Origin of the sequence: Pseudomonas helvetica (assembly GCF_039908645.1) — a bacterium.
Classification (GTDB): Bacteria; Pseudomonadota; Gammaproteobacteria; order Pseudomonadales; family Pseudomonadaceae; genus Aquipseudomonas; species Aquipseudomonas helvetica.
In genome coordinates, this window is sequence record NZ_CP150917.1 from 1113104 (window position 1) to 1139959 (window position 26856).

18 protein-coding genes and 1 pseudogene are annotated in these 26856 nt (G+C 58.5%); 13 read left to right on the forward strand and 6 right to left on the reverse strand.

What is annotated here, in order from left to right:
* Positions 1–202: 202 nt before the first annotated feature.
* The 7 genes and pseudogenes from AABM55_RS05000 to AABM55_RS05030 all read left to right on the forward strand — a co-directional run bounded on the left by AABM55_RS05000 (position 203) and on the right by AABM55_RS05030 (position 7300).
* Positions 203–712, forward strand: a complete 510-nt coding sequence (locus tag AABM55_RS05000; RefSeq protein ID WP_256585262.1) for a disulfide bond formation protein B — start codon at positions 203–205, stop codon at positions 710–712.
* 815 nt (positions 713–1527) lie between these two features.
* The gene (gene cyoA, locus AABM55_RS05005) at positions 1528–2478 is read left to right on the forward strand and encodes a ubiquinol oxidase subunit II (protein ID WP_054595733.1); all 951 of its coding nucleotides are present in this window, start codon (positions 1528–1530) and stop codon (positions 2476–2478) included.
* A 3-nt stretch (positions 2479–2481) separates the two neighbouring features.
* Positions 2482–4512: a cytochrome o ubiquinol oxidase subunit I gene (gene cyoB / locus AABM55_RS05010; RefSeq protein ID WP_347928969.1), complete on the forward strand. Its 2031-nt coding sequence runs from the start codon at positions 2482–2484 to the stop codon at positions 4510–4512.
* Between the two features lie 3 nt (positions 4513–4515).
* Complete coding sequence (locus AABM55_RS05015; protein ID WP_054595735.1) at positions 4516–5142, forward strand: cytochrome o ubiquinol oxidase subunit III; 627 nt, start codon at positions 4516–4518, stop codon at positions 5140–5142.
* Positions 5143–5481 (forward strand): cytochrome o ubiquinol oxidase subunit IV, encoded by a 339-nt coding sequence (gene cyoD, locus AABM55_RS05020; RefSeq protein WP_054595736.1) that lies wholly within the window; start codon positions 5143–5145, stop codon positions 5479–5481. It abuts the gene before it with no gap.
* A gap of 11 nt (positions 5482–5492) precedes the next feature.
* Complete coding sequence (gene cyoE, locus AABM55_RS05025; RefSeq protein ID WP_347928970.1) at positions 5493–6380, forward strand: heme o synthase; 888 nt, start codon at positions 5493–5495, stop codon at positions 6378–6380.
* Positions 6381–7080: 700 nt separating this feature from the next.
* Positions 7081–7300, forward strand: a pseudogene (locus AABM55_RS05030) (transcriptional regulator).
* A gap of 60 nt (positions 7301–7360) precedes the next feature.
* Here the strand turns inward: AABM55_RS05030 and AABM55_RS05035 are convergent.
* A complete protein-coding gene (locus AABM55_RS05035; protein ID WP_054595738.1) occupies positions 7361–7639 on the reverse strand; it encodes a DUF3077 domain-containing protein in 279 nt (92 codons plus the stop codon).
* Positions 7640–8183: 544 nt separating this feature from the next.
* Here AABM55_RS05035 and AABM55_RS05040 point away from each other — a divergent pair.
* A complete protein-coding gene (locus tag AABM55_RS05040) occupies positions 8184–8684 on the forward strand; it encodes a phosphate-starvation-inducible PsiE family protein (protein ID WP_347928971.1) in 501 nt (166 codons plus the stop codon).
* On the opposite strand, the gene AABM55_RS05045 is transcribed toward AABM55_RS05040, so the two are convergent.
* The 3 genes from AABM55_RS05045 to AABM55_RS05055 form a co-directional block, all read right to left on the reverse strand.
* Positions 8681–8998: a DUF3509 domain-containing protein gene (locus AABM55_RS05045; RefSeq protein ID WP_103318168.1), complete on the reverse strand. Its 318-nt coding sequence runs from the start codon at positions 8996–8998 to the stop codon at positions 8681–8683. The genes AABM55_RS05040 and AABM55_RS05045 overlap by 4 nt on opposite strands.
* 219 nt (positions 8999–9217) lie before the next feature.
* Positions 9218–10519, reverse strand: a complete 1302-nt coding sequence (locus AABM55_RS05050) for a serine/threonine transporter (RefSeq protein WP_347928972.1) — start codon at positions 10517–10519, stop codon at positions 9218–9220.
* Between the two features lie 63 nt (positions 10520–10582).
* Complete coding sequence (locus AABM55_RS05055; RefSeq protein WP_347928973.1) at positions 10583–11959, reverse strand: L-serine ammonia-lyase; 1377 nt, start codon at positions 11957–11959, stop codon at positions 10583–10585.
* Positions 11960–12094: 135 nt separating this feature from the next.
* On the opposite strand from AABM55_RS05055, the gene AABM55_RS05060 reads away from it, so the two are divergent.
* Together AABM55_RS05060 and AABM55_RS05065 are read left to right on the forward strand one after the other, a co-directional pair.
* Positions 12095–13042, forward strand: a complete 948-nt coding sequence (locus AABM55_RS05060; RefSeq protein ID WP_019693524.1) for a LysR substrate-binding domain-containing protein — start codon at positions 12095–12097, stop codon at positions 13040–13042.
* Between the two features lie 213 nt (positions 13043–13255).
* Positions 13256–13663, forward strand: a complete 408-nt coding sequence (locus tag AABM55_RS05065; protein WP_054595743.1) for an HPF/RaiA family ribosome-associated protein — start codon at positions 13256–13258, stop codon at positions 13661–13663.
* A gap of 131 nt (positions 13664–13794) precedes the next feature.
* Here AABM55_RS05065 and pbpC read toward each other — a convergent pair whose 3' ends face one another.
* Together pbpC and AABM55_RS05075 are read right to left on the reverse strand one after the other, a co-directional pair.
* Positions 13795–16110: a penicillin-binding protein 1C gene (pbpC, locus tag AABM55_RS05070; RefSeq protein ID WP_347928974.1), complete on the reverse strand. Its 2316-nt coding sequence runs from the start codon at positions 16108–16110 to the stop codon at positions 13795–13797.
* Positions 16107–21938: an alpha-2-macroglobulin gene (locus AABM55_RS05075; RefSeq protein ID WP_347928975.1), complete on the reverse strand. Its 5832-nt coding sequence runs from the start codon at positions 21936–21938 to the stop codon at positions 16107–16109. The genes pbpC and AABM55_RS05075 overlap by 4 nt, the downstream gene beginning before the upstream one ends.
* 263 nt (positions 21939–22201) lie before the next feature.
* Between AABM55_RS05075 and AABM55_RS05080 the strand changes: the two genes are divergently transcribed.
* The 3 genes from AABM55_RS05080 to AABM55_RS05090 all read left to right on the forward strand — a co-directional run bounded on the left by AABM55_RS05080 (position 22202) and on the right by AABM55_RS05090 (position 26837).
* Positions 22202–23113, forward strand: coding sequence for an SDR family oxidoreductase (locus AABM55_RS05080; RefSeq protein ID WP_347928976.1), 912 nt, complete (start codon positions 22202–22204; stop codon positions 23111–23113).
* Positions 23114–23868: 755 nt separating this feature from the next.
* Positions 23869–24204, forward strand: coding sequence for a hypothetical protein (locus AABM55_RS05085; RefSeq protein WP_054595748.1), 336 nt, complete (start codon positions 23869–23871; stop codon positions 24202–24204).
* A 158-nt stretch (positions 24205–24362) separates the two neighbouring features.
* A complete protein-coding gene (locus AABM55_RS05090) occupies positions 24363–26837 on the forward strand; it encodes a DUF6543 domain-containing protein (protein WP_347928977.1) in 2475 nt (824 codons plus the stop codon).
* Positions 26838–26856 lie beyond the last annotated feature (19 nt).

A 26856-nucleotide genomic window follows, 5' to 3' on the forward strand; every position in this document is an offset into this window, starting at 1 on the left:
AAGGCTTGCCCGCGATGGCGTTATCAGTTTCGCCACCGATCAATCTGTTTAATCCGCTGTTAATAAGCCTGCCGTTAATTCCCTCCTGTTAATCCACCCCGATGGCTAGCGTGTAAACTTGCGATCAATTGATACGTATAAAATCCACTGCGGCCGGTGGGTCTGTTGAATACAACCAGCACTTTTGGCAAAGGAAACGGGAATGAACGAGGAAATGATGCGGATGGGCCGTGAGCGGCGCTTCCTGGTCTTGCTGGGCATCATCTGCCTGGCGCTGATCGGCGGCGCGCTGTACATGCAAGTGGTGCTGGGCGAGGCGCCATGCCCGCTGTGCATCCTGCAACGCTATGCGCTGTTGCTGATTGCGATCAGTGCCTTTATCGGTGCCGCCATGCGCACCCGTCGCAGCATCACCGTGTTTGAAGGGCTGGTGGTGATCTTCGCCCTCGCGGGCGCTGCAGCGGCCGGGCATCACGTCTATACGCAGTTTTACCCGGCGGTCAGCTGCGGCATCGACGTGCTGCAACCGATTGTCGACGGCTTGCCGCTGGCGAAGATCTTCCCGCTGGGTTTCCAGGTCGACGGCTTCTGCGAGACGCCGTACCCGCCGATCCTCGGCCTGTCGCTGGCACAGTGGGCGCTGGTGGCCTTCGTGTTGACCGTGGTGCTGGTGCCACTGCTCATTTCGCGTAACCGCAAACACCTGAACTGAGGCTTCTCGCCGCAGCCACAGGTCTTGAATAAAGCGCCCCGGACCTCGAAAAGAGGCCGGGGCGCTTTGCGTTTCAGCGGGTCTGTCAAAGGATCGTGACGCGCGGCAAAGAAGGGTGCGACACGTGTGCGACATGTTGTCACAGCAAAGGTGTCGCAACTCATTTCAAAGACGATTGTCGTCGCTGAAACTGACAGGGAATTTATCTTGCTGACGGGCCTCTCCGGAAGCCGGAAAATGCGGTGCAGCAGGCAGTTTTAACAGGCTCGGACGAATGGCTAAAGGCCTTGTGACAAGGGGGCTTGCGCGAGGTCAGCGATGCTTCGAGAGGGGTTGAAGCTGTCTGAACTGCGGACAGTAGCGCTGGTTTTTTCGGGGTTGTTATTGAGAATCTGTCTCGATATCGTGGATAATCTTTGCAGATTTCGTTAATGATTGTTGCGGTATCCGATAAAAATTATTTCGAGTTGAGACATGGTTTATACAACGTTACATATCTACAATCGCCCGCACTGAAATTCCGGGGCGGCACTCTCCTTGGCACAAGGGGTGGTCGTGGGGCTGTAACGGGCTTCATTCGACGCCAGGTGTCGGCGCCTTCCAACTATCCGCACCAAATGGAATTGGTCTGTAACAAGGCCTTTGACCACGAATTCGAATAAGAACTCACCGCTAGCCCAGGATGTGTCGACCAGCGTTTAGCGCGCGACGGGCAAGCCCTTATTCAATCCAAGAAAAATGCCAACCCTTGGCAGGGTGAAGTGTTGGCGATCAAAACCCAACTGCATTGCGCAAGCTGCTTTAGAGGTCGTGAGATGAGTAAAAACAGGTACCCCAGACTACTAGGCTTATTGCCGCTGCTCGGCACGCTGTTGCTGGGAGGCTGCAACATGACCCTGCTCGATCCCAAGGGCCAGGTCGGCCTGGACGAGCGCAACCTGATCATCACCGCAACGCTGCTGATGCTGTTGGTCGTGGTTCCGGTCATCGTCATGACCTTCCTGTTCGCCTGGAAATACCGCGCTTCCAACAAGGACGCCGTCTACACCCCGAAATGGTCGCACTCCACCAAGATTGAAATCGCGGTGTGGGCTGTCCCAGTCCTGATCATCATTGCCCTGGGTTACGTCACCTACAAGTCGACCCACGCCCTGGACCCTTACCGTCCGCTGGAATCCGACGTCAAGCCGATCACCATTCAAGTGGTCGCGATGGACTGGAAGTGGCTGTTCATCTACCCGGAACAAGGCATCGCCACCGTCAACAAGATGGTGTTCCCGGCCAACACGCCAGTTAACTTCAAAATCACCTCCGACACCGTGATGAACTCGTTCTTCATTCCGGGCCTGGGCGGTCAGATCTACGCGATGGCGGGCATGGAAACCAAGTTGCACCTGATCGCCAATCAGAATGCCGAGTTTGACGGTATCTCCGCCAACTACAGCGGTGCTGGCTTCACTGGCATGAAATTCAAAGCAATCGCCACCTCTCAGGCAGATTTCGATGCCTGGGTCAGTGATGTCAAGAAAGCACCTAAACAGCTTGAAAAAGCTGAATACGAAGCCCTTTCCAAACCAAGCCAGAACAACCCGGTTGAACTCTACTCCTCGTACGCGCCGAACCTGTTCCAGACCATCATCGACAAGTATGAAGGCATGAAACCGGGCAAGCCGATGCACCACGAGAAGAAAGAACACGAAGTGGCCGGCGCCGGTATGGAAGGGATGGACATGAGTTCGCATTCAGCTGCCGGGGCAGAGGAGTAAACGATGTTTGGTAAATTAAGTTGGGAAGCGATCCCGTTCCACGAGCCGATCGTGATGGTGACCATCGCCATGATCGCGCTCGGTGGTCTGGCGGTATTTGCTGCAATCACCTACTTCAAGAAGTGGACCTATTTGTGGACCGAGTGGCTGACGTCGGTCGACCACAAGAAAATCGGCGTGATGTACATCATCGTTGCCATGATCATGCTGCTGCGTGGTTTTGCCGACGCCGTGATGATGCGCTCCCAGCTGGCCCTGGCCACTGAGGGTTCGCCTGGCTACCTGCCACCTGAACACTATGACCAGATCTTCACCGCTCACGGTGTGATCATGATCATCTTCATGGCGATGCCATTCTTCACCGGCCTGATGAACCTTGCAGTGCCGCTGCAGATCGGCGCGCGTGACGTTGCCTACCCGTTCCTGAACTCCCTGAGCTTCTGGCTGCTGGTTTCCGGCGTGGTACTGGTGAACGTGTCCCTGGGTGTCGGCGAATTCGCCCGTACCGGTTGGGTTGCGTATCCACCGCTGTCGGAACTGGGCTACAGCCCGGGCGTGGGTGTGGACTACTACATCTGGGCATTACAACTGTCCGGACTGGGTACGACATTGACGGGGGTCAATTTCCTGGCCACTGTGCTGAAAATGCGCACCCCGGGCATGAAAATGATGGACATGCCGATCTTCACCTGGACCTGCACCTGGGCCAACGTACTGATCGTCGCTTCCTTCCCGATCCTGACCGCTACCCTGGCACTGCTGACGCTTGACCGTTACATGGATTTCCACATTTTCACCAATGAACTTGGTGGCAATCCAATGATGTACGTCAACCTGTTCTGGGCCTGGGGTCACCCCGAGGTTTACATCCTGATTCTGCCGGCGTTCGGGATCTTCTCCGAAGTCATCTCGACTTTCTCCGGCAAGAAACTGTTCGGCCACCACTCGATGATCTACGCCAGCGGCGCGATCTCGATCCTGGGCTTCATGGTTTGGCTGCACCACTTCTTCACCATGGGTTCGGGTGCCAACGTCAACGCCTTCTTCGGTCTGGCGACGATGCTGATTTCGATCCCGACCGGGGTGAAGCTGTTCAACTGGCTGTTCACCATTTACCAGGGCCGTCTGCGTTTCACCAGCCAGGTGCTGTGGACCCTGGGCTTCATGGTGACCTTCGCCATCGGCGGCATGACCGGCGTACTGCTGGCCATCCCGGGTGCTGACTTCGTACTGCACAACAGCCTGTTCGTGATCGCGCACTTCCATAACGTGATCATCGGCGGCGCCGTGTTCGGCTACATCGCCGGCTTCGGCTTCTACTTCCCTAAAGCGTTCGGCTTCAAGCTGCACGAAGGTTGGGGCAAGGCAGCGTTCTGGTTCTGGATCTCGGGCTTCTTCGTCGCGTTCATGCCGCTCTATGTACTGGGCTTCATGGGCATGACCCGTCGTCTGAACAGCACCACCAACCCTGAGTGGACGCCATACCTGCACGTTGCAATGGTCGGTGCGGTACTGATCGCCTTCGGTATTGCCTGCCAGTTGATCCAGTTGTACGTGAGTATCCGTGATCGCAAGCTGCCACAGAACATGTGCGAAGCCGGCGACCCGTGGAATGCCCACACGCTGGAATGGTCGACCTCGTCGCCACCACCGTTCTACAACTTCGCTGTACTGCCGAAAGCCGACGGTATCGACCCGTTCACCGAAGCCAAGGAAAACGGTACTGCGTACCAGGCTCCGGCCAAGTACGAGCCGATCCACATGCCAAACAACACCGCGACCGGCCTGGTCATGGGTGCTCTGTTGACCGTGTTCGGTTTCGCGATGATCTGGCACATCTGGTGGATGGCCATCGCAGGCCTGGCTGGCACCGTGATCTATTTCGTGATCCACGCTGCCCGTGATGATCAAGGCTACATGGTGCCGGTCGATGTGATCGAGCGCATTGAAGCCGAGCAGCACAAGCGTCTGGTTGCGGCCAAAGCGATTCCGGCCACCGCCACCCGTGTTGAAACCTCGTTGGAACAGGCTTAAACCATGTCGAACTTAGTGACCAATGTTGGACACGCCCATGGTCATGACCATGGGCACGATGACCATCACCACGACTCGGGCGAGATGACCGTATTCGGTTTCTGGCTCTACCTGATGACCGACTGCATTCTGTTTGCGTCGATCTTCGCGGTGTACGCGGTACTGGTAAACAACGTAGCCGGTGGCCCGTCGGGCCACGACATCTTCGAACTGCCTTACGTGCTGGGCGAAACCGCCTGCCTGTTGCTCAGCTCGATCACCTACGGCTTCGCCATGCTGGCGTTGTTCAAAGGCAAGAAGACTCAGGTGCTGGGCTGGTTGGCCATCACCTTCCTGTTCGGTCTGGGCTTCATCGGCATGGAGATCAACGAGTTCCATACGCTGATCTCCGAAGGCTTCGGTCCGAACCGTAGCGGCTTCCTGTCCGGGTTCTTCACCCTGGTCGGCACCCACGGTCTGCACGTGACCAGCGGTCTGATCTGGATGGCGATCATGATGTATCAGGTCCAGAAGAATGGCCTGACGGCGACCAACAAGACCCGTCTGAGCTGCCTGAGCCTGTTCTGGCACTTCCTGGACGTAGTGTGGATCTGCGTATTCACCGTTGTTTACCTGATGGGGACTCTGTAAATGGCTAACGCAGCTCACTCACACGATAGTCACGACGACAGCCACGGCAGCGTCAAGTCCTACGCTATCGGCTTCATCCTGTCGGTGATCCTGACCATCATTCCTTTCGGCCTGGTGATGTACCCATCCCTGCCGAAAGCCATGACCCTGGCGATCGTACTGGCCTTCGCAGTGATCCAGGTGCTGGTGCACCTGGTCTACTTCCTCCACCTGGACCGCTCTGCCGCCCAGCGTAACAACGTGATTGCGTTTGTTTTCGCGGCGCTGGTTATCGTCCTGTTGGTCGGTCTGTCGCTGTGGATCATGTACAGCATCCATTCCGTCATGATGGCGCACTGAGGAAAGTCCGGATGTCCTTAAAGCACTTTATCCAAATCACCAAACCGGGGATCATTTTCGGTAACGTGCTTTCTGTGGCAGGCGGGTTTTTCCTGGCCTCGAAAGGGCATGTCGATCTGGCCATTTTCCTGGCTGCGATGATCGGCACGTCCCTGGTGGTTGCGTCGGGTTGCGTGTTCAACAACTGCATCGACCGTGACATCGACCTGAAGATGGAACGCACCAAGAACCGTGTGCTGGTGCAGGGCCTGATCTCCCTGAAACTGGCACTGGTTTATGCGACCGTCCTGGGTATCGCCGGCGTGGCCTTGCTGTATCGCGTGGCCAACCCGCTGGCGGCGTTGTTCGCGGTGATCGGCTTTGTCATCTATGTCGGCTTCTACAGCCTGTACCTCAAGCGCAAGTCGGTTCACGGCACGCTGGTGGGCAGTCTGTCGGGGGCGATGCCGCCGGTGATCGGCTATGTCGCAGTCAGCAATAACTTCGACATGGCGGCGCTGACGCTGCTGGTGATGTTCAGCTTGTGGCAGATGCCGCATTCCTATGCGATCGCGATCTTTCGCTTCAATGATTACCTGGCAGCATCGATTCCGGTGTTGCCGGTGAAGCGTGGGATTCAGGTGGCGAAGAAGCACATCCTGCTGTACATCCTGGCGTTCCTGGTGGCGACCTTGATGCTGACGTTCAGTGGTTACGCTGGCATGAGTTATCTCGCGGTTGCGGCGGCCATGGGCATGTACTGGTTGTACATGGCCTGGACGGGCTACAAGGCGGTGGATGACACGGTTTGGGCACGTAAGCTGTTTGTGTTTTCGATTTTCACCATCACGGCGTTGAGCGTGATGATGTCGTTGGACTTCAAGGTGCCGACCGAGTTGTTGCTGACTTACGCGCCTTAAGGTTTTGCGGTTGTACATAAAGCCCCGCCTTCGAGAGAAGCGCGGGGCTTTTTATTCCGCGGGCTGCGATCTGTTGATCTTGGCGGCCTGACAGCCGACCTGTCTCTTGCAGATGTACATCGATCCATTGTGGGAGCCGGGCTTGCCCGCGATGGCGGCCTGACAGCCGGCCTATCTCTAAGCAGGTGTACATATCCATTCCTGCGGTAACGGCCACTTAGGGTTTCGCCCTTACGGCGAGTCCCTTTTTCAAACGCCAAAAAGGAACCAAAAGGCTTCGCCCCAAGCGTACGGCACCTCGCCTAGGCTCGGCGTTCCCTCACTCCGGTGTCCATCAGGGGGCATCGCCTACGGTCTGCTTCGCGACGACCTCCTCTCGATGTGTCCGGCTGCGCCGTACGGCGCTGCGCGCCCACCCCCTGCTGAACACCTGCGCTCGGCCTTCCGATAGGGGCGGGTGGATCAAGATCAACAGCAAAGCACGGCGGCCTGACAGCCGGCCTGAGTGGTTGGGGCGCGTCACTTCATTGTGGGTGAGTGATATTCGGAGCTGCCGAAGGCTGCGATCTTTTGATCTTGGCGACCTGGCCACCAATTGCCGAGCTATAAGCAACATGTCTATAGTTTTGCGATGGTCGCCGACCAAGTTAATGCGCTCAAAAAAGCCATTGAGGCAGAGTTGAAAGCGAGAGGTAGCTTCATGAAAAAGCGCGACCTGTTCGTAGAGTTAATGCGAGGCGTTGGCGAGATGGTGGCTCAGCGCGAAGGTGAGATCGCACTGCGCAGTCATTCCGTGCAGGACAAACCGGCTCCCGAGCTGGGCGCGAAAGAAAACGTCGAAGCCCAATGCGCAGGCCGCCTTGTTGATCAGGCTGGTGGAGAAATTCCCCGACATGGTTGAGCGGCTAGGAGCCGTTTGAGCAAATAGTCGAACACCTGAAAAGCCCCGCCTTCATAGAGAAGCCCGGGGCTTTTTCCATTCAATCGCGGTTATTACCCGGTGCCCCCAGCACCTTCACCACGTCATCGATCACCGCCTTACTCATTTCCTGCAAATAATGCGACGCCCAGGCATAGCGGTCCTTGCCGCGTTCCATCGCCGCGTCTTCGGCCAGCAGTTTGGAGAGGTGGAGCAAGTCGGACACGTGGGACAAGGCTTCGTGGATCGAGACTCCGCTGTTGACGCGGAAGAGGGGGTGGTCGGAATGGATGGAGAAGGGTGTGAGGCCAGCGGTTGTCAGGTCTTTGAGGTTAGTCATTGCAAAACTCCCGTGTCAAAGTTGGAGCTACCACGTTCGTTCTCAGGCGAATGGGTGGCAGCTATGCGCAGGCTGAGAAACCGGGGATACGGGAACCCGGCAGACCCGAAGGTCTCCCGCGCACAGCCGCCATTGCACAGATTACGGGCATAAAACGCCAGTAATTGTGAGGTGGGACGTTGGTGCGCCAGTATCTTACCCAGGTTCTCAGGCCCGGTCGCTGAATGGGCAGCGACGGTTTGACGTTAGCGTGCAGAGATTGGCGGGCACAATCGTAGCGATGTGCTGGCTCTGTATGGTTTTTTAGCGCCTGGGAGGCTGCTAATCGCTGCAGGGCAGGTTCCTGCTGACCCGACCCCCAGAAATCCATCCGATGCCCAAAAACCAAATTCAGAACGGTCCTACATTTACCCAAAGCACTCCAACGTGCCTCATATCATCCCGCTACCATCTCACTCCATGCCGCTGGCCTTTTTTCTGCATGCAGAACTACCGTCACGTCAAACCGGCATCATCGGTCGAACCGACCTAAGGAAGAACAACCGTGAATATCAATTGGGCTGAAAAGCTTCGCCAGAGCGTCCATGAGCTGGCCGGATCGCTGGGTAACCTGTTCGTTGAGACGTTCCATTACCTGGCACTGTTCGCCATCGGTGCAGTCACTGCCTGGGCGGCGGTGGCGGAGTTTTTGTTGATGATCAAGGAGGGTGACATCAAGATCGATGACATCCTGCTGCTGTTCATCTACCTCGAGTTGGGCGCGATGGTCGGGATTTACTTCAAGACCAACCACATGCCGGTGCGCTTTCTGATCTACGTGGCGATCACCGCGTTGACGCGCCTGCTGATCTCCAACGTGTCGCACCACAACCCGCCGGACATCGGAATCATCTACCTGTGCGGCGGCATTCTGCTGCTGGCGTTTTCGATTCTGGTGGTGCGCTATGCCTCGTCGCAATTTCCGTCGGTGAAGATCGCACACCCGCAGCGCAAGACCGGGGCGGGCTCCGGTGAGCATCCGGAAGTCGAGAGGGGCGAGCTTTAAAACCTTGCCGGCCGAGGGGGTGGAGTCTTGGGTGAGGGCGGCGGTAATTTGAAGTTGTCGCCGTTGGTCATCGCTTCAAGGATCGCCACGGCGCTGTGGCCCTGTTCGATGGCGATGCCGAACTGAATGCTTTGCACCAGCCGTTTCAGGCGTTGCGGGTCATTGCGTTGTGCGGCGCTGATCATCCGCTTGGCGACGATTCGGCCGGTTTTGGAGAGGGTCAGCATGATGCTGCCGTCGAGTCCCTGAATGCTCAGGTTGACCTGATAATCCGGCGCAAAAGCGTCGGTGATCAGTTGGAAAGGGTTATCCATAATGCGTCACCGCTTGATGGGATCGTGCAGTCATTGACCGGACGGGATCAGGATTGGTTCGCTTTTCCAGACCACCGGCAGGCCGTTCGCTGAGGTTTCAACAACATCCGTGTGCCTCCATTCTGACGAAGCAAGGGCCATGCCGGTCCTGCTCCGGGTCAATAAACCGGCAATAAAAAGGCGAGCCCAATGGCTCGCCTTTTTCATTCATGGTCCGTTTCAGGGCATGACGGAGTAGATGATCGCTGACAGTGCGATCAGGCCGATCAACACCACGAACACGTTCGAGGCTTGCCCCGAATACTGGCGCAGCGACGGCACGCGGCGGATCGCGTACATCGGCATCAGGAATAGCAGGCAGGCGATCACCGGTCCACCGAGGGTTTCGATCATGCCCAGGATGCTCGGGTTGAAGGTCGCCACCGCCCAGCAACTGAGGATCATGAACAGCGCGGTCACGCGGTTCAGCCAGCTGGCTGGCATTACCCGGCCACGGCCGCGCAGGCTTTTCACGATCAGGCCCTGGAAGCCTTCGCTGGCACCGATGTAGTGGCCGAGGAAGGATTTGGTGATTGCCACCAGCGCGATCAACGGCGCGGCATAGGCGATGACCGGGGTCTGGAAGTGGTTGGCCAGGTACGACAGGATCGAGATGTTCTGCGCCTTTGCGGCTGCCAGGTCGGCCGGCGACAGGGCCAGCACGCAGCTGAAGCAGAAGAACATCACCGTCAGCACCATCATGCTGTGGGCGACGGCGAGGATGCCGCTGCTTTTCGGCTCGGCCTGGGTGCCGTAACGCTGTTTCTGATCGACGGCGAAGGCGGAGATGATCGGCGAATGGTTGAACGAGAACACCATCACCGGAATCGCCAGCCACAGGGTTTTGAAGAACAGCGGCAACGGCATGCCTTCACTGGCCGAGGCGAAGAACGCGCCGTTCCAGTTCGGGATCAGGCTCACACCGAGCAACAGCAACGCGGCGACAAACGGGTAAACCAGCACGCTCATGCATTTGACGATCACGCCCTGACCGCAACGGACGATCGCCATCAGCCCCAGAATCAGCGCCAGCGACAACACCGAGCGCGGTGGCGGTGCGATGTGTAATTGATGCTCCATGAAGCTGCTGAGGGTGTTGGTCAACGCCACGCTGTACACCAGCAAAATCGGGAAGATCGCAAAGAAATACAGCAGGGTGATCAGCTTGCCGGCACCGATGCCGAAGTGCTCTTCCACTACTTCGGTGATGTCCCCGGAACGCCCGGACAGCACGAAGCGGGTCAGGCCGCGGTGGGCGAAGAAGGTCATCGGGAAGGCCAGCAGCGCCAGCACCAGCAACGGCCAGAAACCGCCGACACCGGCGTTGATCGGCAGGAACAGCGTGCCTGCACCAATCGCCGTGCCGTAAAGTCCGAGCATCCAGGTGGTGTCGTGTTTGCTCCAGCCTTTGCTGGTTGTTGCGGTACTACGGGGCAGTTCTACAGCAGGATTATCGGCAGCAGGTGTACGTACATCGGTCATCAGTATCGCCTCGTTATTATTCTTGCTCGGGCTCACGTAATGCAGGCGGTCAGGGAATGCTCGTCAGCACTCCACCCAGCTCACAGCCAGGCCGCCCCGTGAAGTTTCTTTGTATTTGTCATGCATATCGGCGCCGGTATCGCGCATGGTGCGGATCACCCGGTCCAGGGAAATAAAGTGTTTGCCGTCGCCGCGCAGGGCCATTTGGGTGGCGTTGATTGCCTTCACCGCGGCAATTGCGTTGCGCTCGATGCACGGCACCTGAACCAGCCCGCCGACCGGGTCGCAGGTCAGGCCGAGGTTGTGTTCCAGGCCGATTTCGGCGGCGTTTTCCAGTTGTTCGGGTGTCGCGCCCAATACCTCGGCGAGGCCGGCAGCGGCCATGGCGCAGGCGGAACCGACTTCACCCTGGCAGCCGACTTCGGCACCGGAGATCGAGGCGTTCTTTTTGCAGAGGATGCCCACCGACGCCGCGGCGAGGAAAAACGCCACGACATCGTCGTCCGAGGCGTCGGGGTTGAACTTCATGTAGTAATGCAGCACCGCCGGGATGATCCCCGCCGCGCCGTTGGTCGGTGCGGTGACCATGCGGCCGCCGGCGGCGTTTTCTTCGTTCACGGCGAGGGCGAACAGGTTGACCCATTCCATCGCCGAGAGGGTCGAACTGATGACGTTCGGTTTGCCGATTTCCAGCAGGCTGCGGTGCAATTTCGCGGCGCGGCGCGGCACATCCAGGCCGCCCGGCAGCACGCCTTCGTGGCGCAGGCCTTGCTCGACGCATTCACGCATCACTGACCAGATGTGCAGCAGGCCGCTGCGAATTTCCGCATCGCTGCGCCAGGCCCGTTCGTTGGCCATCATCAGCTCGGAAACCCGCAAGCCGTGCTGGTTGCACAGCGACAGTAATTCCACGGCACTGGAAAATTCGTACGGCAACACCACGTCGCTGGCGGCCGGCACGCCCGACTCGGCTTCGGCCGCTTCGACGATGAAACCGCCGCCGACCGAATAGTAGGTTTGTTCCCACAACTGGCCGTTTTCGCCAAAGGCTGTCAGCGACATGGCGTTAGGGTGGTAGGGCAGGCTTTCGTCGAGCAGCAGCAAATCACGTTGCCAATCGAAGGCAATGTTCCGGCGACCGGCCAGCAGCAGTTCGCCGCTTTCACGCAACTGCTGGATACGCGGGCCGATGCAGCTCGGGTCGATGCTGTCGGGCCATTCGCCCATCAGCCCCATGACGCAGGCGCGATCGGTGGCGTGGCCGACGCCGGTGGCGGACAGCGAGCCGTAGAGACGGACTTCCACCCGTCGGGTTTGCTCCAGCAAACCCTGGTCAAACAGCGCCTGGGCGAAGGTCGCCGCAGCGCGCATCGGGCCGACGGTGTGGGAACTGGACGGACCGATACCGACTTTGAAGAGATCGAAAACACTGATAGCCATGCTAAAGCCTTACAAGCAATGGAGTAGGAATCGCCGCCATTTTTTGTAGGACAAGCGCAATGTAGGCGATACTGCCTACCTCGGTCAGCGCTGACCAACGAAACTTCCTAAGACAGGCTTTAGTAGGACTAAACGATGAGTCGTCAATTTCATGCCCAGACCTACGTCTGGCTGCATGTGTTTTCCTGTGCGGCACGCCACTTGTCGTTCACCCGCTGCGCCGAAGAACTGCACATCACCCCCGGCGCCGTCAGCCAGCAGATCCGCCAGTTGGAAGAGCGCCTGGGGTTTCGCCTGTTCCACCGCCGCGCCCGGGGTGTCGAATTGAGTGCCGAAGGCCAGCGGCTGGCGATCACAGTTAACGAAGCCTACGGCAGCATCGACGCGGAACTACGCCGGCTGGATGCGGGAATGATCAGCGGCATCCTGCGTTTGCGCTCGATTCCTTCGTTTCTCGGCAAATGGCTGACGCCGCGTCTGCCGCGTTTGCAGCAGCGGTTTCCGGATATCCAGTTGCGGCTGGTGGCCGAGGACAGCAGCGTGGCGCTGCACGAAGGTGACTTCGACCTGGCCATCGACTTGAACGATGGCAGTTACCCGGGATTGTTATCCACAGCCTTGCTCGATGAGCAGATTTTCCCGGTCTGCGCGCCGAGCCTGCTGCGCGGTCGACCGCCGCTGCACGGGCCGGCGGATCTGGTGCATTTTCCGTTGTTGCACGACATCACCGCCTGGCGCGGCAGTTATGAATACGCGGAGTGGGAGTTTTACCTGAACGCTATCGGCTTCGACGGTGCCGACGTACGGCGCGGGCATACCTTCAACCGCAACCACTTGACCATCGAGGCAGCGATTGCCGGGATGGGCGTGGCCATCGCCCGCCGGACCTTGCTCAACGATGAGCTGGAGCGGGGCACGCTGATCGTGCCGTTCGGCGTCGCGGTGCCCAACTACAAACGCTATGTGTTGCTGTATTCACCGGGGGCGCTGAGCCATCCGGGCGTGCGCGCGGTGCATGACTGGCTGGTGGAGGAGGCGGAGATTTTTCGCGGGTTGCACCCCCTGGGTGAGGGGCAATTGTGAGGGTTTTTTGCGGCGTTGCAGGTCGAGTCGACTCCCGACAGTAACAGCGCTTTTGCCCGTTGTCCGGCTTTTTTTGCGTATGAATATTTATCTTTTTTTAGGGGTTGAATTGTTTCTCCGTCTGCCCAACTCTGTAACCAAGAGGTCACGGTCAACCAGATTTCAAACACCGCACCGGATCTCTCGCGAGCTAGCTGAAATAAGGGATGAACTATGCAAATCCAAGTCAATAGCGATAACCATATTCAAAGCAGCATCCGACTGGAGGAGTGGGTACGTACTACCATTGAGAGCACGCTCGAACGATACGAAGAAGACCTGACACGGGTCGAAGTCCACCTGCGGGACGAGAACGGCGATAAACCCGGTCCACACGACATGCGCTGCCAACTTGAAGCGCGGCCAAAAGGCCATCAACCGGTTTCCGTTACTCATAAAGCCGACACACTGGAACTGGCCATCGAAGGGGCGGCCACCAAACTTGAACATGCGCTGGAACACCTGTTCGGCAAATTGCGCGGTAAACGCGCCACCGTCACGCCGATCAACTCGGGTGCCCATGCCGACGCGCTGCTGGAAGAAGAATTTCTTGAGAACGAACAGGCCGCTTTCAATAGCTGATGCCTGAAACACCCTTACCACCCCACTGAAAACGGGCCTGCAGATGCAGGCCCGTTTTGGTTTCAACTGCGCCCTGCATCAAGTCATGGCTAATGCGTGGTCATGCGACCCCAGGGTCGCTCCTTGCTCGGCTAAGGCAAAAACTCTACCCGTAATCCTCGGCTCACGCTGCGGCCCTGATCATCACTGACTCGCAAGTGATACTCGCCCGACTTGCCTGGCCGCCAGTTCAGTGTGGCTTGGGGTGGACCCTGACCGATCAGGGTCTGGTCGGCGAACCAATACAGGGTCAAGGCATCACTCGCGGCGTTGGCGTTCAGGGGAATGCTTTCCTGGGGGTGGGACAGGCGCAGCTGATAGGTGACCTGGGTCAGCGGCGAGCGGATTTGCGGGGCTTCGCTCTGATCGCCGTGGCGATTGGGCTGGCAGCTCTTGAGCACGTCAGGCGGCGTGCGCCGTGGCAGGCCGGCGGCGCGGAACAGTCGTTGTACATCGCTGGGCCAGAATTCGAATACCTCTTCGCGGGTGTACTGCGGATCGAACGGCGGGCAGGCAGCCTTGCCGGTACGGGTGTCGAGTAGCACCGGGCGATGCAGGTTGGACACACGAATGGGTGAGACCCCGGGGATATACCAGGTCTTGCGGGTCGAGGGGCACCAGCGGTTGGGCAGCTCGCCGGAGGCGGCGCAGACGTCGATCCGCGTCAGTCCTGCAGGTGGCTTGTCGACTTTGTCGGCGACCGTGGGCAATGCCAGAGGCAGGGCGTCGGCGATGCGAAAGAACAGTGGCGCTGCCGTCTTTGCGCCAATGAACGCCGGGTTGGGCCTGCCGTCGAAATTGCCGACCCACACGATTAACACGTACGGGCCGACGATTCCGGCGCTCCAGGCATCGTGAAAGCCCCAGGAAGTGCCGGTTTTCCAGGCCGTGCGCCAGTGCCGACTAGCGCTGTTGGCCGGCAAGCCATCCGGGCGCGGGTTGTGCCTGAGCATATCGCGCACCATGAACGCGGCTTGCGGCGTCAGCAGCGCGGCACCGCTGGTCTGAGGCTGCTCGACGAGGTAGCGCAACGACCGCAAATGCCCGTCGCCGGCCAACATCAGGTACAGCCGCGCCAATTCTTCGGGGGTCATCTCGCCACCGCCCAGGGCCAGGGCCAGACCGTAATGGCTCTCGCCCCGCAATCCCTTGATCCCGGCCCTTTGCAAAAAGCCGTACAACGAAGGGGATTTGACCTTGCTGGCCAGCCACACCGCCGGAATATTGCGGCTGCGAATCAACGCGTCCCGGGCTGTCAGTGGGCCGACAAAACTGCCATCGAAATTTTCCGGCTGGAAGTAGCCGAAGTTACTGGGCATGTCCTTGAGAATGCTCATGGGGTGGATCAACCCCTGATCCAGCGCCAGCCCATAGAGAAACGGCTTGAGGGTGGAACCGGGTGAGCGTCGCGCCAGTACGCCGTTGACCTGCCCGTGAATGGCCGTGGATAAGTAATCCGCCGAGCCTACCAGCGCCTTGACGCTCTGGTCGCGGCTGTCCACCAGGATTGCCGTGGCGTTCTCGATACCGGTGCTGCGGCGTTCGGCGATAAAGCCGCCAATCAAACGTTCCAGCAGCCGTTGCAAGGGCAGGTTGAGAGTACTGTTGAGCTCATTACCGGTCTGGGACGTCAGCAGCTGTTCGCTCAAATGAGGCGCCAGGAAAGGAATCTGCTGACGAGTGCGCGCCTCCAATGGCAGCTCCAGCAAACTGCTGTTACGCGGATCTTCGGGATAGGTCTCGCGCCAGTCCGCCATCAGCCGCAGGCGAGCGTTTTGCAGCGACGGTCCGAAGCTGGCGCGCCGTCCTGGCTGCTGGGGAATCACCGCCAGCGCGAGGGCTTCGGATAACGACAACTGCGCTGCCGCTTTACCGAAGTAAATCCGGCTTGCCGCTTCGGCACCTTCGATATTGCCGCCCATGGGCGACAGGTTGAGATAGGCCTCGAGGATGTCGTGTTTGCTGTAACGCAGCTCCAGCCAAAGCGCCAGGGCCATTTGTTGCAGTTTGCCGGGGACCTGCCGGGTATTGAGGTCCCACAGCCGTCGCGCCAGTTGCATGCTTAAGGTCGAGCCGCCCTGGCGCTGGCCCCCGCTGTAAGTGGCCGTGGCCGCCCGCAGCAATGCTGGCGGGTTGATTCCCGGGTGCCAATAGAAGTTGCGGTCTTCCTTGAGCAGCAACGCCTCGACCAGTGATGGCGAGATGCGCTCCAGGGGCAGCCACAGCCGATACTGGCCGTCGGCGGCCAGGGTCATGCGCAGCAGCGAACCGTCGTCGGCCAGCACCAGTCGTGAGAATGAGGTGGTTTGCTCCAGTGGCTGATGGGGCCACAGTCGCAGCCCCACCAGCACGCCCACTGCCAGCCCAACTGCCAGCAGGGGTTTCAAGCGCCGTCCCGGATGTTTCAAGGCTTGACGATTTCAAGCTGGCCGACCTTGCCACGGCCTTGCAAGGTGGTTTGGTACAGGCCTTCGGCATAGGCCGGTGGCGTGTTGAAGGTCCCGGCGTTGGTGGCCCGTACGCGGTAGACGAAGGTGCCGACGTCCCGCAGCGCCGTGCCATAAAACACCACCCGGTCATCGCGCACATCAATGTAATCCGGTTGCCAATTGCTCAACTCGCTCTCACCAATAGGCGCTTGCCAGGCGTTGGCCTCTTCGCTGTTTTCGGCGTATTGCGATTCTTCGCCTTCACCTTCACTGGCGGCCTGCGGCTCTGGCGGCAGGCGATACACCGGCTCGACGCCGCCCGGCAACAAATCGACCACCGCCACTTGCTGCACCTGATCCCGATCCGTGGCCCGCAGTCGCAGGCGCACCAGGAACTCATCACCGACGCTCACCTGGCTGACGGGCTTGCCGTTCAGGTCGAGGTATTCGTGGATGATTTCCAGGCCATTACTGATGGAATGGAGGGTCGCACTCCGATCAAAACCGGCCTCGCTGAGCATGTAGAACGCAGCAGGACCGTCAGTTTTTTCCATCAGCAGTTTTTGCGTGCCTGGCGGGACTGCCGCACGAGGCGGTTGACCGGCCATCTGTAACAGTTGTTGCTGCTTGTCTCCCAGCCAGGCCGTGGCTTTGAGGGTCATGTTGCTTTGCGCCCGTTGGCCGTAGTTGTCCAGGGCGCGCAACAACAGTGCGGCCGACAGCGAGTTGTAACGCTGCTCATTGAGGCGCTTGCCGAGCTTGTCCAGCAGGTTCACCGGCACGTCGCCCAGCAACTCGGGGAAGTGGCGGCTGAGCAAATGCAGGTGCTCGGCGTCGTGGACCAGTGGGTCGTAATACAGGCCGTCGCTGTCCCAGGCATCGCTGATGGAGCGCCACGGGATTTTGCGCACCAGTGCATCAGCCTGACGATCCTGCTTCAGTAACTTGTAACTGGCGGCGAGGTAGGCGGCGCCCAGGTCATTCTTCCAGCTGTCGCGGAAGTAGCTCTCGTAGCGCTCGCGGATATCGCTCAAGGCACCACTGACCAGAATCCCCTGACGGCTCAGCAGGTAGCTGGCGTAGGCACGGTTGCGCAATTCCGACAGGCCTTCGCTGGGACCGTTGGCCAGGTCGGTGAGGTAAGCGTTGGCGCGCACCAGCACATCTTCCGGCACCGGCAGACCGCGCTCCTTGGCTTCGATCAGGAAGTCAGTGGCATACAGGCTGGCATAAGGCGCGACGTCAGGATTGGCGGCCCACAGGCCGAAACCACCGGCTTGATTCTGCCGCTGTCGAAGCATGCGCACCGCACCGGTAAAGGCCTGTTCCGCTTCTGGTGCGGTGCCGCCCCAGATCAACGCCGGCATGGCCTTGGACACCAATTGCTCGGTGCAGGCGTAACCGTAGTCATCAAGGTAGTGCTTGAGGCCATTAGCCCAGACCAGAGGCGAGGCGGCCACCCCCAGTTGCACATTGCGCAGTTGGGGGAACAGTTCGCGCGTGGGTTTCAACTCTTTGCTGGTGCTGTCGAAGCGGCCGAGGCTGAGGGCGACCCGGTGTTCACTCAAGGGCCGGATCGAGGTGGTTTCGGCCACCTGGATACGCTTGCCGTCCGGCAGCACCGCGACAAAGCGCAAATCCGCCGAGCCGAGGTTTTCCAGGACCTTGATCCGGAATTCGGCTATGTCTTCCTTGCGCGGTTGCAGGTCCAGGGTGCTGTTGGGGTCGCCTTCGACTTTCAGGCCGGCGCTGGTTTGCAGCTCAAATTTCACACGGGTGGGCGCTTCCAGATTGCTGAAGACCCCGGCACTGACACTGAACACATCCCCAGGTGCAACGAAGGCCGGCACGTTCGGCGTGATCACCAGTGGCCCGCGCACATCGGTGCTGGCCTCGCTGACACCGACGCTGTCGGCATCCACCGCCACCGCAAACAGGTGCAACTTGCCGTTGAAGCTGTCCGGGATCTGGTAATGCAGCACGGTATCCCCGGCCGGCAAGTCGATCAGCCCTGACCACCATGCCACGGGCGGCTGGTGTTTGCGTTTGAACGGGTTGAGGTGCGAGGCCAAGGCGTTTTCCGTATCGCCACCGGGTGCAGCGCCACTGAGCAAGCGGCTGAATTCCGGCAGGATCAGGTCAAGAATCTGGCTGGTACCGACCTCCAGCGCCCGTTTCTGAAAAAAGAAGCCCAACGGGTCCGGCGTCTGGTAACGCGCTACTTGCAGAATGCCTTCGTCCACTGCGTAGACCACGGCGCGGGAAGGGCGGTCGGCATTGACCTTGATGTCCAGCACCTGCCCCGGCTCGGTCTTCGTCGGGCCTTCGACCTTCAGCGCCATGCGCCGCGCATCGAGGTTGATGCTGAACGGCACCACGCCGTAGGACAATGGACTCATATAGACCTCGGATGAGCCGATGTCCCGCACGAATTGCACGTTGATGTAAGCATTGCCCTCCAGCCCGGCTGGCACACGGATGTGCTGCACGCTGTTGGTGCTGTCGGCCTTGAACCACTGCTGGGTGTAGACCTTATCGCGCTCGATGGTGATCAGCCCGGCGCCGGTGTAAGGCGCGCGGATGCTGATGGCGATCTCGTCGCCAGTGGCATAGCTGCGTTTGTCCAGGCGCAGTTGCAGCTCGGCGTTGCGCTCCAGGGAGCGGGAAGTGTTGCCACGCCCGGCGACGCTGTAGTCGATGGCGTTGAGCAGGTTGCCGTTGGCGTCCTTGAGTTGCAGGGTGTAGTCGCCTGGTGTGGCGGTGTTCAGCGTCTGTTTCGCGCCGTCCTTACCCAAGGGCAGGGGCGTGGCTGACTGGTTGATGTGCTTGATCCGCGACTCGTATTTGTAGGTGCCGTTGGATTGCTTGATCAGCACCGAAACGTAGCGGTGTTCCACCAGCTCGGTGCTCAGACCCTCGACCGCTACCGGCGTGAGGTCCGGTGCGACGGCCAGCCATTGCACCTGGCGCGACGCATCCTTGGCCACGTAGCCCAAGGAATCCTGGCTCTTCACACCTACCAGGTACGGCGCCGAAGACACCAGCAAAGCACTCTGGGCGGCGACGTTGCGACCGCCTTCGGCCTCGTAGACCTGAGCCATGACTTGCAGGCGATAGGTGCTGTTGGCAAAACGTTGCAAGTTGAGGTCAAGGACGGCCTGGCCGTTGTCGTCGGCCTCGGTCTCTGCCAGGTCCTCGGAGTTGGCTTCTTCCAGGGAGTCTCTGAGACGGAAGCGGTAATCCGGGAAGCGATCGAAGGCGGCCAGCGTTGGGCTCAGGGACATTTTTGCGGTCACCCGCCGACCCGACGCCGGAGCGCCGAACAGGTGCAGCGCAGTGACCTTGGCCACCACTTGCTCCGGCGGTATCCAGCCTTGTACCGGCGTATCGTGCAGGCTCAGACTGACTTTCATGCGGTCCGGCTCGAAGTCGCGAACCTTGAAGCTGACGCTGCCCAAATCGGTGCGGGTCTGTTGTTCGCCAATCAGTTGCAGGGTCGCGGTGTAATCCCCGGCCGGCGCTACTTCACTGCTGGCGAAATCGAAGCTTTCAAAACCCGAGGCCGACAGCTTCAGCGGCTGGCGTATCACTTCGAGGCCCCGGGGGTCGGTGATTTGCAACTCCAGTGGCAGGCCTTGCAGCACACCTTTCCAATTGCCGCTACGCACGATCATGCCCAGATGCGCGGTCTCGCCGGGGCGATAGAGGCCGCGGTCGGTAAACAGGTAAGCGCTCAAGCGGTCGATGGCGCCGTCTTCTTTCAGACCGCCGACGTCGAAACGCGACAGGTCCAATTGCTGGGACTGTCGGGCAATTGGCAGGAAGGACTGGTCGTTACCACGGGTTACCACGTACATCAGTGGCGTTTTTTCGCGGCGCAACTCGTCGAGTTTGGCAAAGTGGGCGTGGCCTTCGGTGTCGGTTTTACCGCTGCTCACTGGCAAGCCATTGCGGCCGATGATATCGACCTGAGCGTCGGCCACGGGTGAACCGTTGCCGATGGATTGCACGTACACATCGTGGCTGCCGTCGCTGGAGCGTTTGGCTATGATCCCCAGGTCTGTGACCACGATAAAGCGCAGGTCACTGGTGGTGTTGCGCGAATAACCGTCGAAGGTGCGCTCGGCCGGATCGTCCTGGGGGCTCAGCTTGAGGACGAAAATCCCTCGACGGCCACCGTTGGCGGTGAGGTAACGGCTGAGATCTACGTTGTCATAGAGGGTTTTCGACGGATCGGCGGCCGAAAGCGGAATGTCCAGGGACATGCGCTCTACCATCCGGTCGAAATAGTCGTTGCCGAAGTTTGGCCGGGCGAAGCTGCCGCTGCTTTGATCCACCAGGTGCTGCAATTGGTTGGGCAGTAAACGGGCGATTTCCACATGGGCGCCGGGCACGCCACGAGCCATGAAACCCAGGCGTTTTTCGCCGTTGAGGCTCAGCAATGCACCGTTGGAGAGGAACTGCAAGGTACGCGGATAGGCCGGCATGCTCACCAGCGACGCCACAGGATTTTTTGCCAGGTAACCGCCGATGGCTTCCAGATTGGCCGGAACCCGTGCATACAGCATGCGGCCCGCCGGGGCCTTGAACTTGAAGGCGTGCTGAGTGTTCAGCGGCTCGATGCTCGGTACGTGGGTCAACTTGACCGGGATGCTGCGGGCCAACAGTTTTTCGTCTATTTCGCTGGTGGACCAGGGGCGATGGTCATTCTCGGCTTTTTCCGGCAGCAGCCAGGCCTGGACCTTACCGGCGATGGTCTCATCGGCCACAGCGTTGGAGCTGCTGAACATCAGCACAGGTTCCGGCTCGCCGCGTTCGTTGTCGACAAACTGGATGTCGGCGCTGCTGAAGGTCAGGCGATAACGCCCGGGCACCGTCACATCGGCGCTCAACGGCGCAGGGCTGGTGTTGCCGCCATCTCGAGCCTTGATGCCTTCGTCGAGTTTGATCGTAACCGAGGCGTTTTCCAGCGGCGTGGCCAGGGCGGCGGAACGGATGTAGGCGTTGAGCTTGCGTTCGTCGAAGCTGATTTCCGGCAGGTTAGGCGCCTGGGCATCGCGGTAGGCCAAGCCTTTGCCAAGGGTAACGGACACTCGCTTGCGCAGGCTTTCTTCGTCCACCGGGTGGGAGAAGCGGAAGGTCGCCACCTGCTGTTTCAGTGTCGGATTGACTGGGTCCTGGTACAGCTCGTTTTGGGTCAGTTGGCCGCGGAATGGCGGGGTGGTTATCTGGCTGTTGTATTCCGCCAGTAGCACACCGTCAGCCAGCAGGTTGCTCTTTGAAAGTTCGAGACTGTAATGGGCGTCAATCGGCCAGTCCTGGTCCGGCACGAACAACAGGCTGCGATCATCGGCCCAGCTCCAGGTGCCTTGGACGGCGGGCTTGAGGCTAATACCCTGAGTGACGGGCTTGCCAATGTCCTGCAACGGCGCCACCGATTCGGCGAAGCGGATTTGCAGGGTATCGACGATGGGGGGCTGCTGGGTGTAATCCGTCAGGTTCGGCTTGTGCACCGAATAGGCCACGGTGTGCGGTTTTGGCAGGTTTGAATACCAGTGCCAGCCGTAAAAAACCGCTGCCACTACCAGCAGCAAGCCCAACACGCCGCCAGTGGTCTGGCGCGGATAAGCTCGGGCCTTGTGCCCCAGCGTCGTCAGCCCAGCGCCGATAGCCCTCAGCCAGAAGGGCGGCTGCCACTGGCCAAAGAGGCTTTTCAGCAACCAGCCAACGACTTTGGAAAGAACGCTCACCACGGTGAGAAAGACCCCGGATATCCGGCGCCAGGCTTCCTTGCACGAGTCAAACATTGTGAGCATCCTTGGCAAAATGGCACATATCCTACACGCGAACAGGCTAGAAGCCCTAAGGACTACCCCCTATTCAGCGAATTGCTGTCTCACTGGTCAACGTAGTGCTGCCCGGCTGCTCCAGCACGGTCCGTGCAAGCGCATTCGCGCTCATCATCCCCCCGCCTTATTGCACACCATTCAGCCTCAGCCCTGTTGATTGTGACTGCCCGCGCCGTGCCTGACACTCGGGCTCACTGTCCCTGGCCTGCTGGAGTTTGGTAATGAAAGAGTCTGTGCGCTTTGAAGATAAAGTGGTGATCGTCACCGGTGCGGGTGGCGGTCTCGGACGGGCTCATGCGTTGTTGTTCGCCAGGCAGGGCGCCAAGGTACTGGTCAATGATCTTGGTGGTTCGGCTCAAGGCGAAGGCGCCAATGCCTCGGCAGCCGACCGCGTGGTGGCAGAGATTCGCGAGGCTGGCGGCAGCGCCGTGGCCAACCACGATTCGGTGACCGACGGCGACAAACTCGTGCAGCACGCCCTCGATACCTTTGGTCGCATCGACGTGGTGGTCAACAACGCCGGGATATTGCGCGACAAGACCTTCCACAAAATGGAAGACGGCGATTGGGACCTGGTTTACCGCGTGCATGTCGAAGGTGCTTATAAAGTCACCCGTGCCGCGTGGCCGCACATGCGTGAGCAAAACTACGGTCGAGTGATCTTCACTGCCTCGACCTCCGGCATCTACGGCAACTTCGGCCAGTCCAACTACGGCATGGCTAAACTCGGTCTTTATGGCCTGACCCGCACCCTGGCCATCGAGGGCCGCAAGAACAATATTCTGGTCAACGCTATCGCCCCAACCGGTGGCACGCGCATGACCGAAGGCTTGATTCCGCCACAGGTCTTCGAACAGCTGAAACCGGAACTGGTCAGCCCGCTGGTGGTGTACCTGGCCAGTGAGAACTGCCAGGAAACTTCCGGCCTGTTCGAAGTCGGCGGTGGCTGGATGGGCAAAGTACGCTGGGAGCGCAGCCTCGGCGCCGGTTTCGATCCGCGTGAGGGCTTCTCGCCGGAAGATGTTGCTGCTCACTGGCAGCAGATTTGCGACTTTGAAGGTGCGGTGCATCCCAAGGACAACATTGAGGCGCTGAAGGAAATGATGGCGAATCTGCAGAGGTATTCGTTGTAACTCCGAAGACTATTGCCAGCGTACGCTCAATCAGCTTCGCCTCCGAGCACTTCCCCCATCGAACCCCGTGCTCACGGGGTTCTTTATTTCGCCCATAAAAAAGGCCGCTGCAAACGCAGCGGCCAAGGTAAGACGTTGGATCAAGGAGCTACAAATCAACGTCAGTGAACACGGGTCGATGAGCTGAAACGGATTCAAATCACCTGGATTCTGTTGCTGATGAGGCGGGAAAATCACACCTCGGTACTTCGTGCTTTCGGCCCCATTGCCCTGAAAGCCAGGCAAGGATAAGTCCTTATCCCCAAAGGAAAAATAGCGATTCGAGACAATGACTGTTACAGCATCGGCAACAGTCGCTGCCATGGGCCGATGCACGTCAGGTGGCGCCTTTTGTACAAAAACCGTTGAGTTAACGTGAAATAGAAGTGCTCAAGTTAGTCTCTCAAGGTAACGCGAACTAACGAATAGCCGACCTCTTGTTTATATCGTTACATGCGGTAAATGCCCTGGCGCGACGGATCAATGGAACGTTGGGCGTGGGGCGAGGAACTCCAGCGGTGGCCAGGGAAACAGTGCAGGGGGTCAGTGTTTTAAGTGTGGGTGGAACATGATCTTGTTGTGGTTATTTACGAATGCATACATGTTTCGGGGTGTACTTTGATGGCTGGAATCTTTATAAGGTGTTCGTCAGCCCGGTTCATCTGAATTTATCTGTTGTGCAGGGCGATCACTTATTTATTAAAAGGATTTAAGAGATGTCGAATATGGATTTGTTGAAAGAAATCAGTGCGATGCTGGATAAGGATTTTAAACAGTTGAAGTATGGTATCAAAGCCGATGAGACTTACCTGACCTCGACAGTGGTCAATGATCTTGGGCAGCCGGTAGTCGATTACTCGCAAACCCTGAGCTGGGCGATTATGGAGAAGGTCCAGGATGACGAATTTCCTGCGTTCGGCGACGAGTATGCGGGTGTGTTTACCCGGCAGTGGACGTTTGATCCGCTTTATCGCGTGGATAACAACATCTTCAATATTGAAAAGCTGAATTTGTTTGGCCGCGGTATCGTCGAGTATTACCGAGCCCAATAAGCAGCTTCTTATAAGCCTGTGCGGTGGCCGATGAATGGATGGAGTCGGTAGAGTGCCCCGCGCGATCAGTGTGCGGGGTGTTAAAGAATTTTATTGGCTGTGACTAATGATAATAATTTGTACTTGGTAATGTCATTGGATGCCAAAAGGAAGTGTGCATGAGTGTTAATGATTTAACGATAGGTGCGGGTAATGAAGTTCAGGAAGAACTTCGGCGCCCTTCGAAACGAGCAATGGCCGAACAACCTCATCTGATACCGGATTGGTTGCAGCGTGCCAGTGAAGAAGACCGCCAGTATTATGTCGATACGGAGCAGTCCCTGGCAGCAAAAGAGCAAGCGCTTGATGCACTGCTGAAAGAAACCAGGTCACTCAAGGCGTTCGCACATTTTTATGCCCGGGAGTTTGTCCGGATTCTCTCCGGTGAACTCATCGACCCGGAGCAGATTTTCGTCAATGCTCGTCATATGTTCTATGTGGGTCAGCAAAAGGTGGTTCAACGTAATCGCCTGATGCTTCCCGAGTTCATGCTCAATGGTTTGTATGATCCGTCCTCTGTTCCATTGGAGATCACTCTTGAAGGTGAGGCGCTGCCGTCAGGCGTGACCGAACAAGACCTTTTGGAGGTGATAGGCAGCCAGAGCATGCGCTCGCTGTATGCCGAGAAATTTGAAGAAAAATACACCAGCGAAGCGGTGCTGCAAGCCCTGCAAGCCGTGCTGGACAGTCGCACGGACCTGAGTTCGTTCAGCGCGAAGTTGCAAGGGCATCTCAGTGACGACAGCCTCAAGATCGTCGAACTGGCCAGCCAGAACGTCAGAAACTATTCCATGGGGAGTCTTTCGTTTGACACCTGGAAACACGCCTTCCAAGGGATGATTGTTTATTGTGGACCGGAAGGTGAGGACGGTCCTTGCGTGCTCTATGCGCCGCAAGCCCCCGGGGGCAGGGTCTGGTTCGAGTTTGTGAGCATCAAACAACTGAACTTCCATATGGCCGATTGGACGAATCAGCCGGCAGGACGCAGTTACCTGAGTCGGCAGTCTCACGCCGCTGAGCGAGAGCGCACCGATGCTTACATGAGATTTGTGCTGGAGTTGCCGAGTCAATGGCGCGGCCTCAAGCGTACCCCATGGCCGCAGTTCGGTGCAGGGGCATTACGCCAGGCTGTTCTGCTCAATGTCGGTTGGCTGCGGGGCGAAGTGGAGGCGGTCATTCCTGCTGGTTATCGTTCGGCGTCCTCTTACCATCGACGGTATTTCGCTCGTTTGAATACCGAGCTTAAAGCGTTGACCCGGCTCGCCAGCCATGAGGCGGCGCTGATCAGTTACGAGAAGTTTGCGTACAACCTCATCAAACAAAGGGTTGAAGATGTTCTGGCGGAACACGGCGAAACAGTCGTCGTGAACCCCGATCTGATAAAGGTGGTGCTGGACGAGTCGCAAGAAATGACCTTGTCTCAGCTCATCATCAAGGAACAACACATCACGGAAGATAGCGGGCCGATACATAACCCGGGAATCTACCCGAAACTGCGTTTGTTGGCCGGCCATCCCCCCATCTCCGACACCTTGATGGCCGACGTGCTGATGAAATACATGGTGGGCTGGTCGAAGACGTTGCGTCCGGGTGAAAAATATATCGACATGCTGTCCAGCGACTACCTGGACCCCAATGCCCCTGGTTACGCGCTGAAACGCGATGTGTATGTAAACACGCAACTGCATGAGATGCAGCGCGCCGCATTGGCGGAACTCTTCAGCGGCAGAATTGATAAGCGTCAAAGTTGGGATATCGAAGAAGCTATTGATCGGTTGCGAGTACCGGAGTCCACCGATCCAATAGAAAATGATGAGCCTGAATCTCCCCAACGCAACGGTGTGTACCAGTTTTATCTGCAAAACCGCAGGGTCCAGGGCGTTTATGTTTTCCGCTTGATGAACGATGGCGTGGCCACGGATCTGTTGTATACCCCGAATGCACCTGACGGCCGATGGTTTCGACCACGGGCCGAGTTCACCAGGTCGGTGAAAGTGGGGGGGTTAGGCAGTTATTACTGCAAGCGCGTCAAATACACCGACCAGCGAGTGATCAGCGCATACATCGAAGAGCTGACGCAACGTAGTACCGACGACGAGCCGCCGGCACTGCACGTTCATAGCCGGGTATTCGACTTTTCGCATTGTTACAGCGAGATGATCAGGCAGATCATTGACGGTGTCGATGCACAAACCACGAGTCTCATCGAGATTGTTGCCAAACTGAGCTACGACGCTGCGGTAGCGGCAGTCACCGTCATAGGCTGTATCTTCCCACCGATCGGTCTTGGATTAAGCGCGGTCGTGATGGCTAAAGGGGTGTTCGAGGGGGCAAAGGCTTATCACGAAGGAGATCATTCGGGGGTATTCGCAAGCTACCTCGATTGCATGCTGGAACTGGCCACGATGCGTATCGGCAAGTTGGGTTTCTCGCAGGTGCAGAAGGCGATTGCCAAGCGCTTGGGCGATGCGAATACCTGTTTGAGCGTTGTCTCTGCGTGCAGTGGAAAAACCGTGGATCTGGCGGTGATGACCGCATTGATGAAGGAGGCGCTCGAAGAGCCTGATTCCAGCGAGCAGACGCTACTGGAATAAACACAGGCGTTCAGCGCCG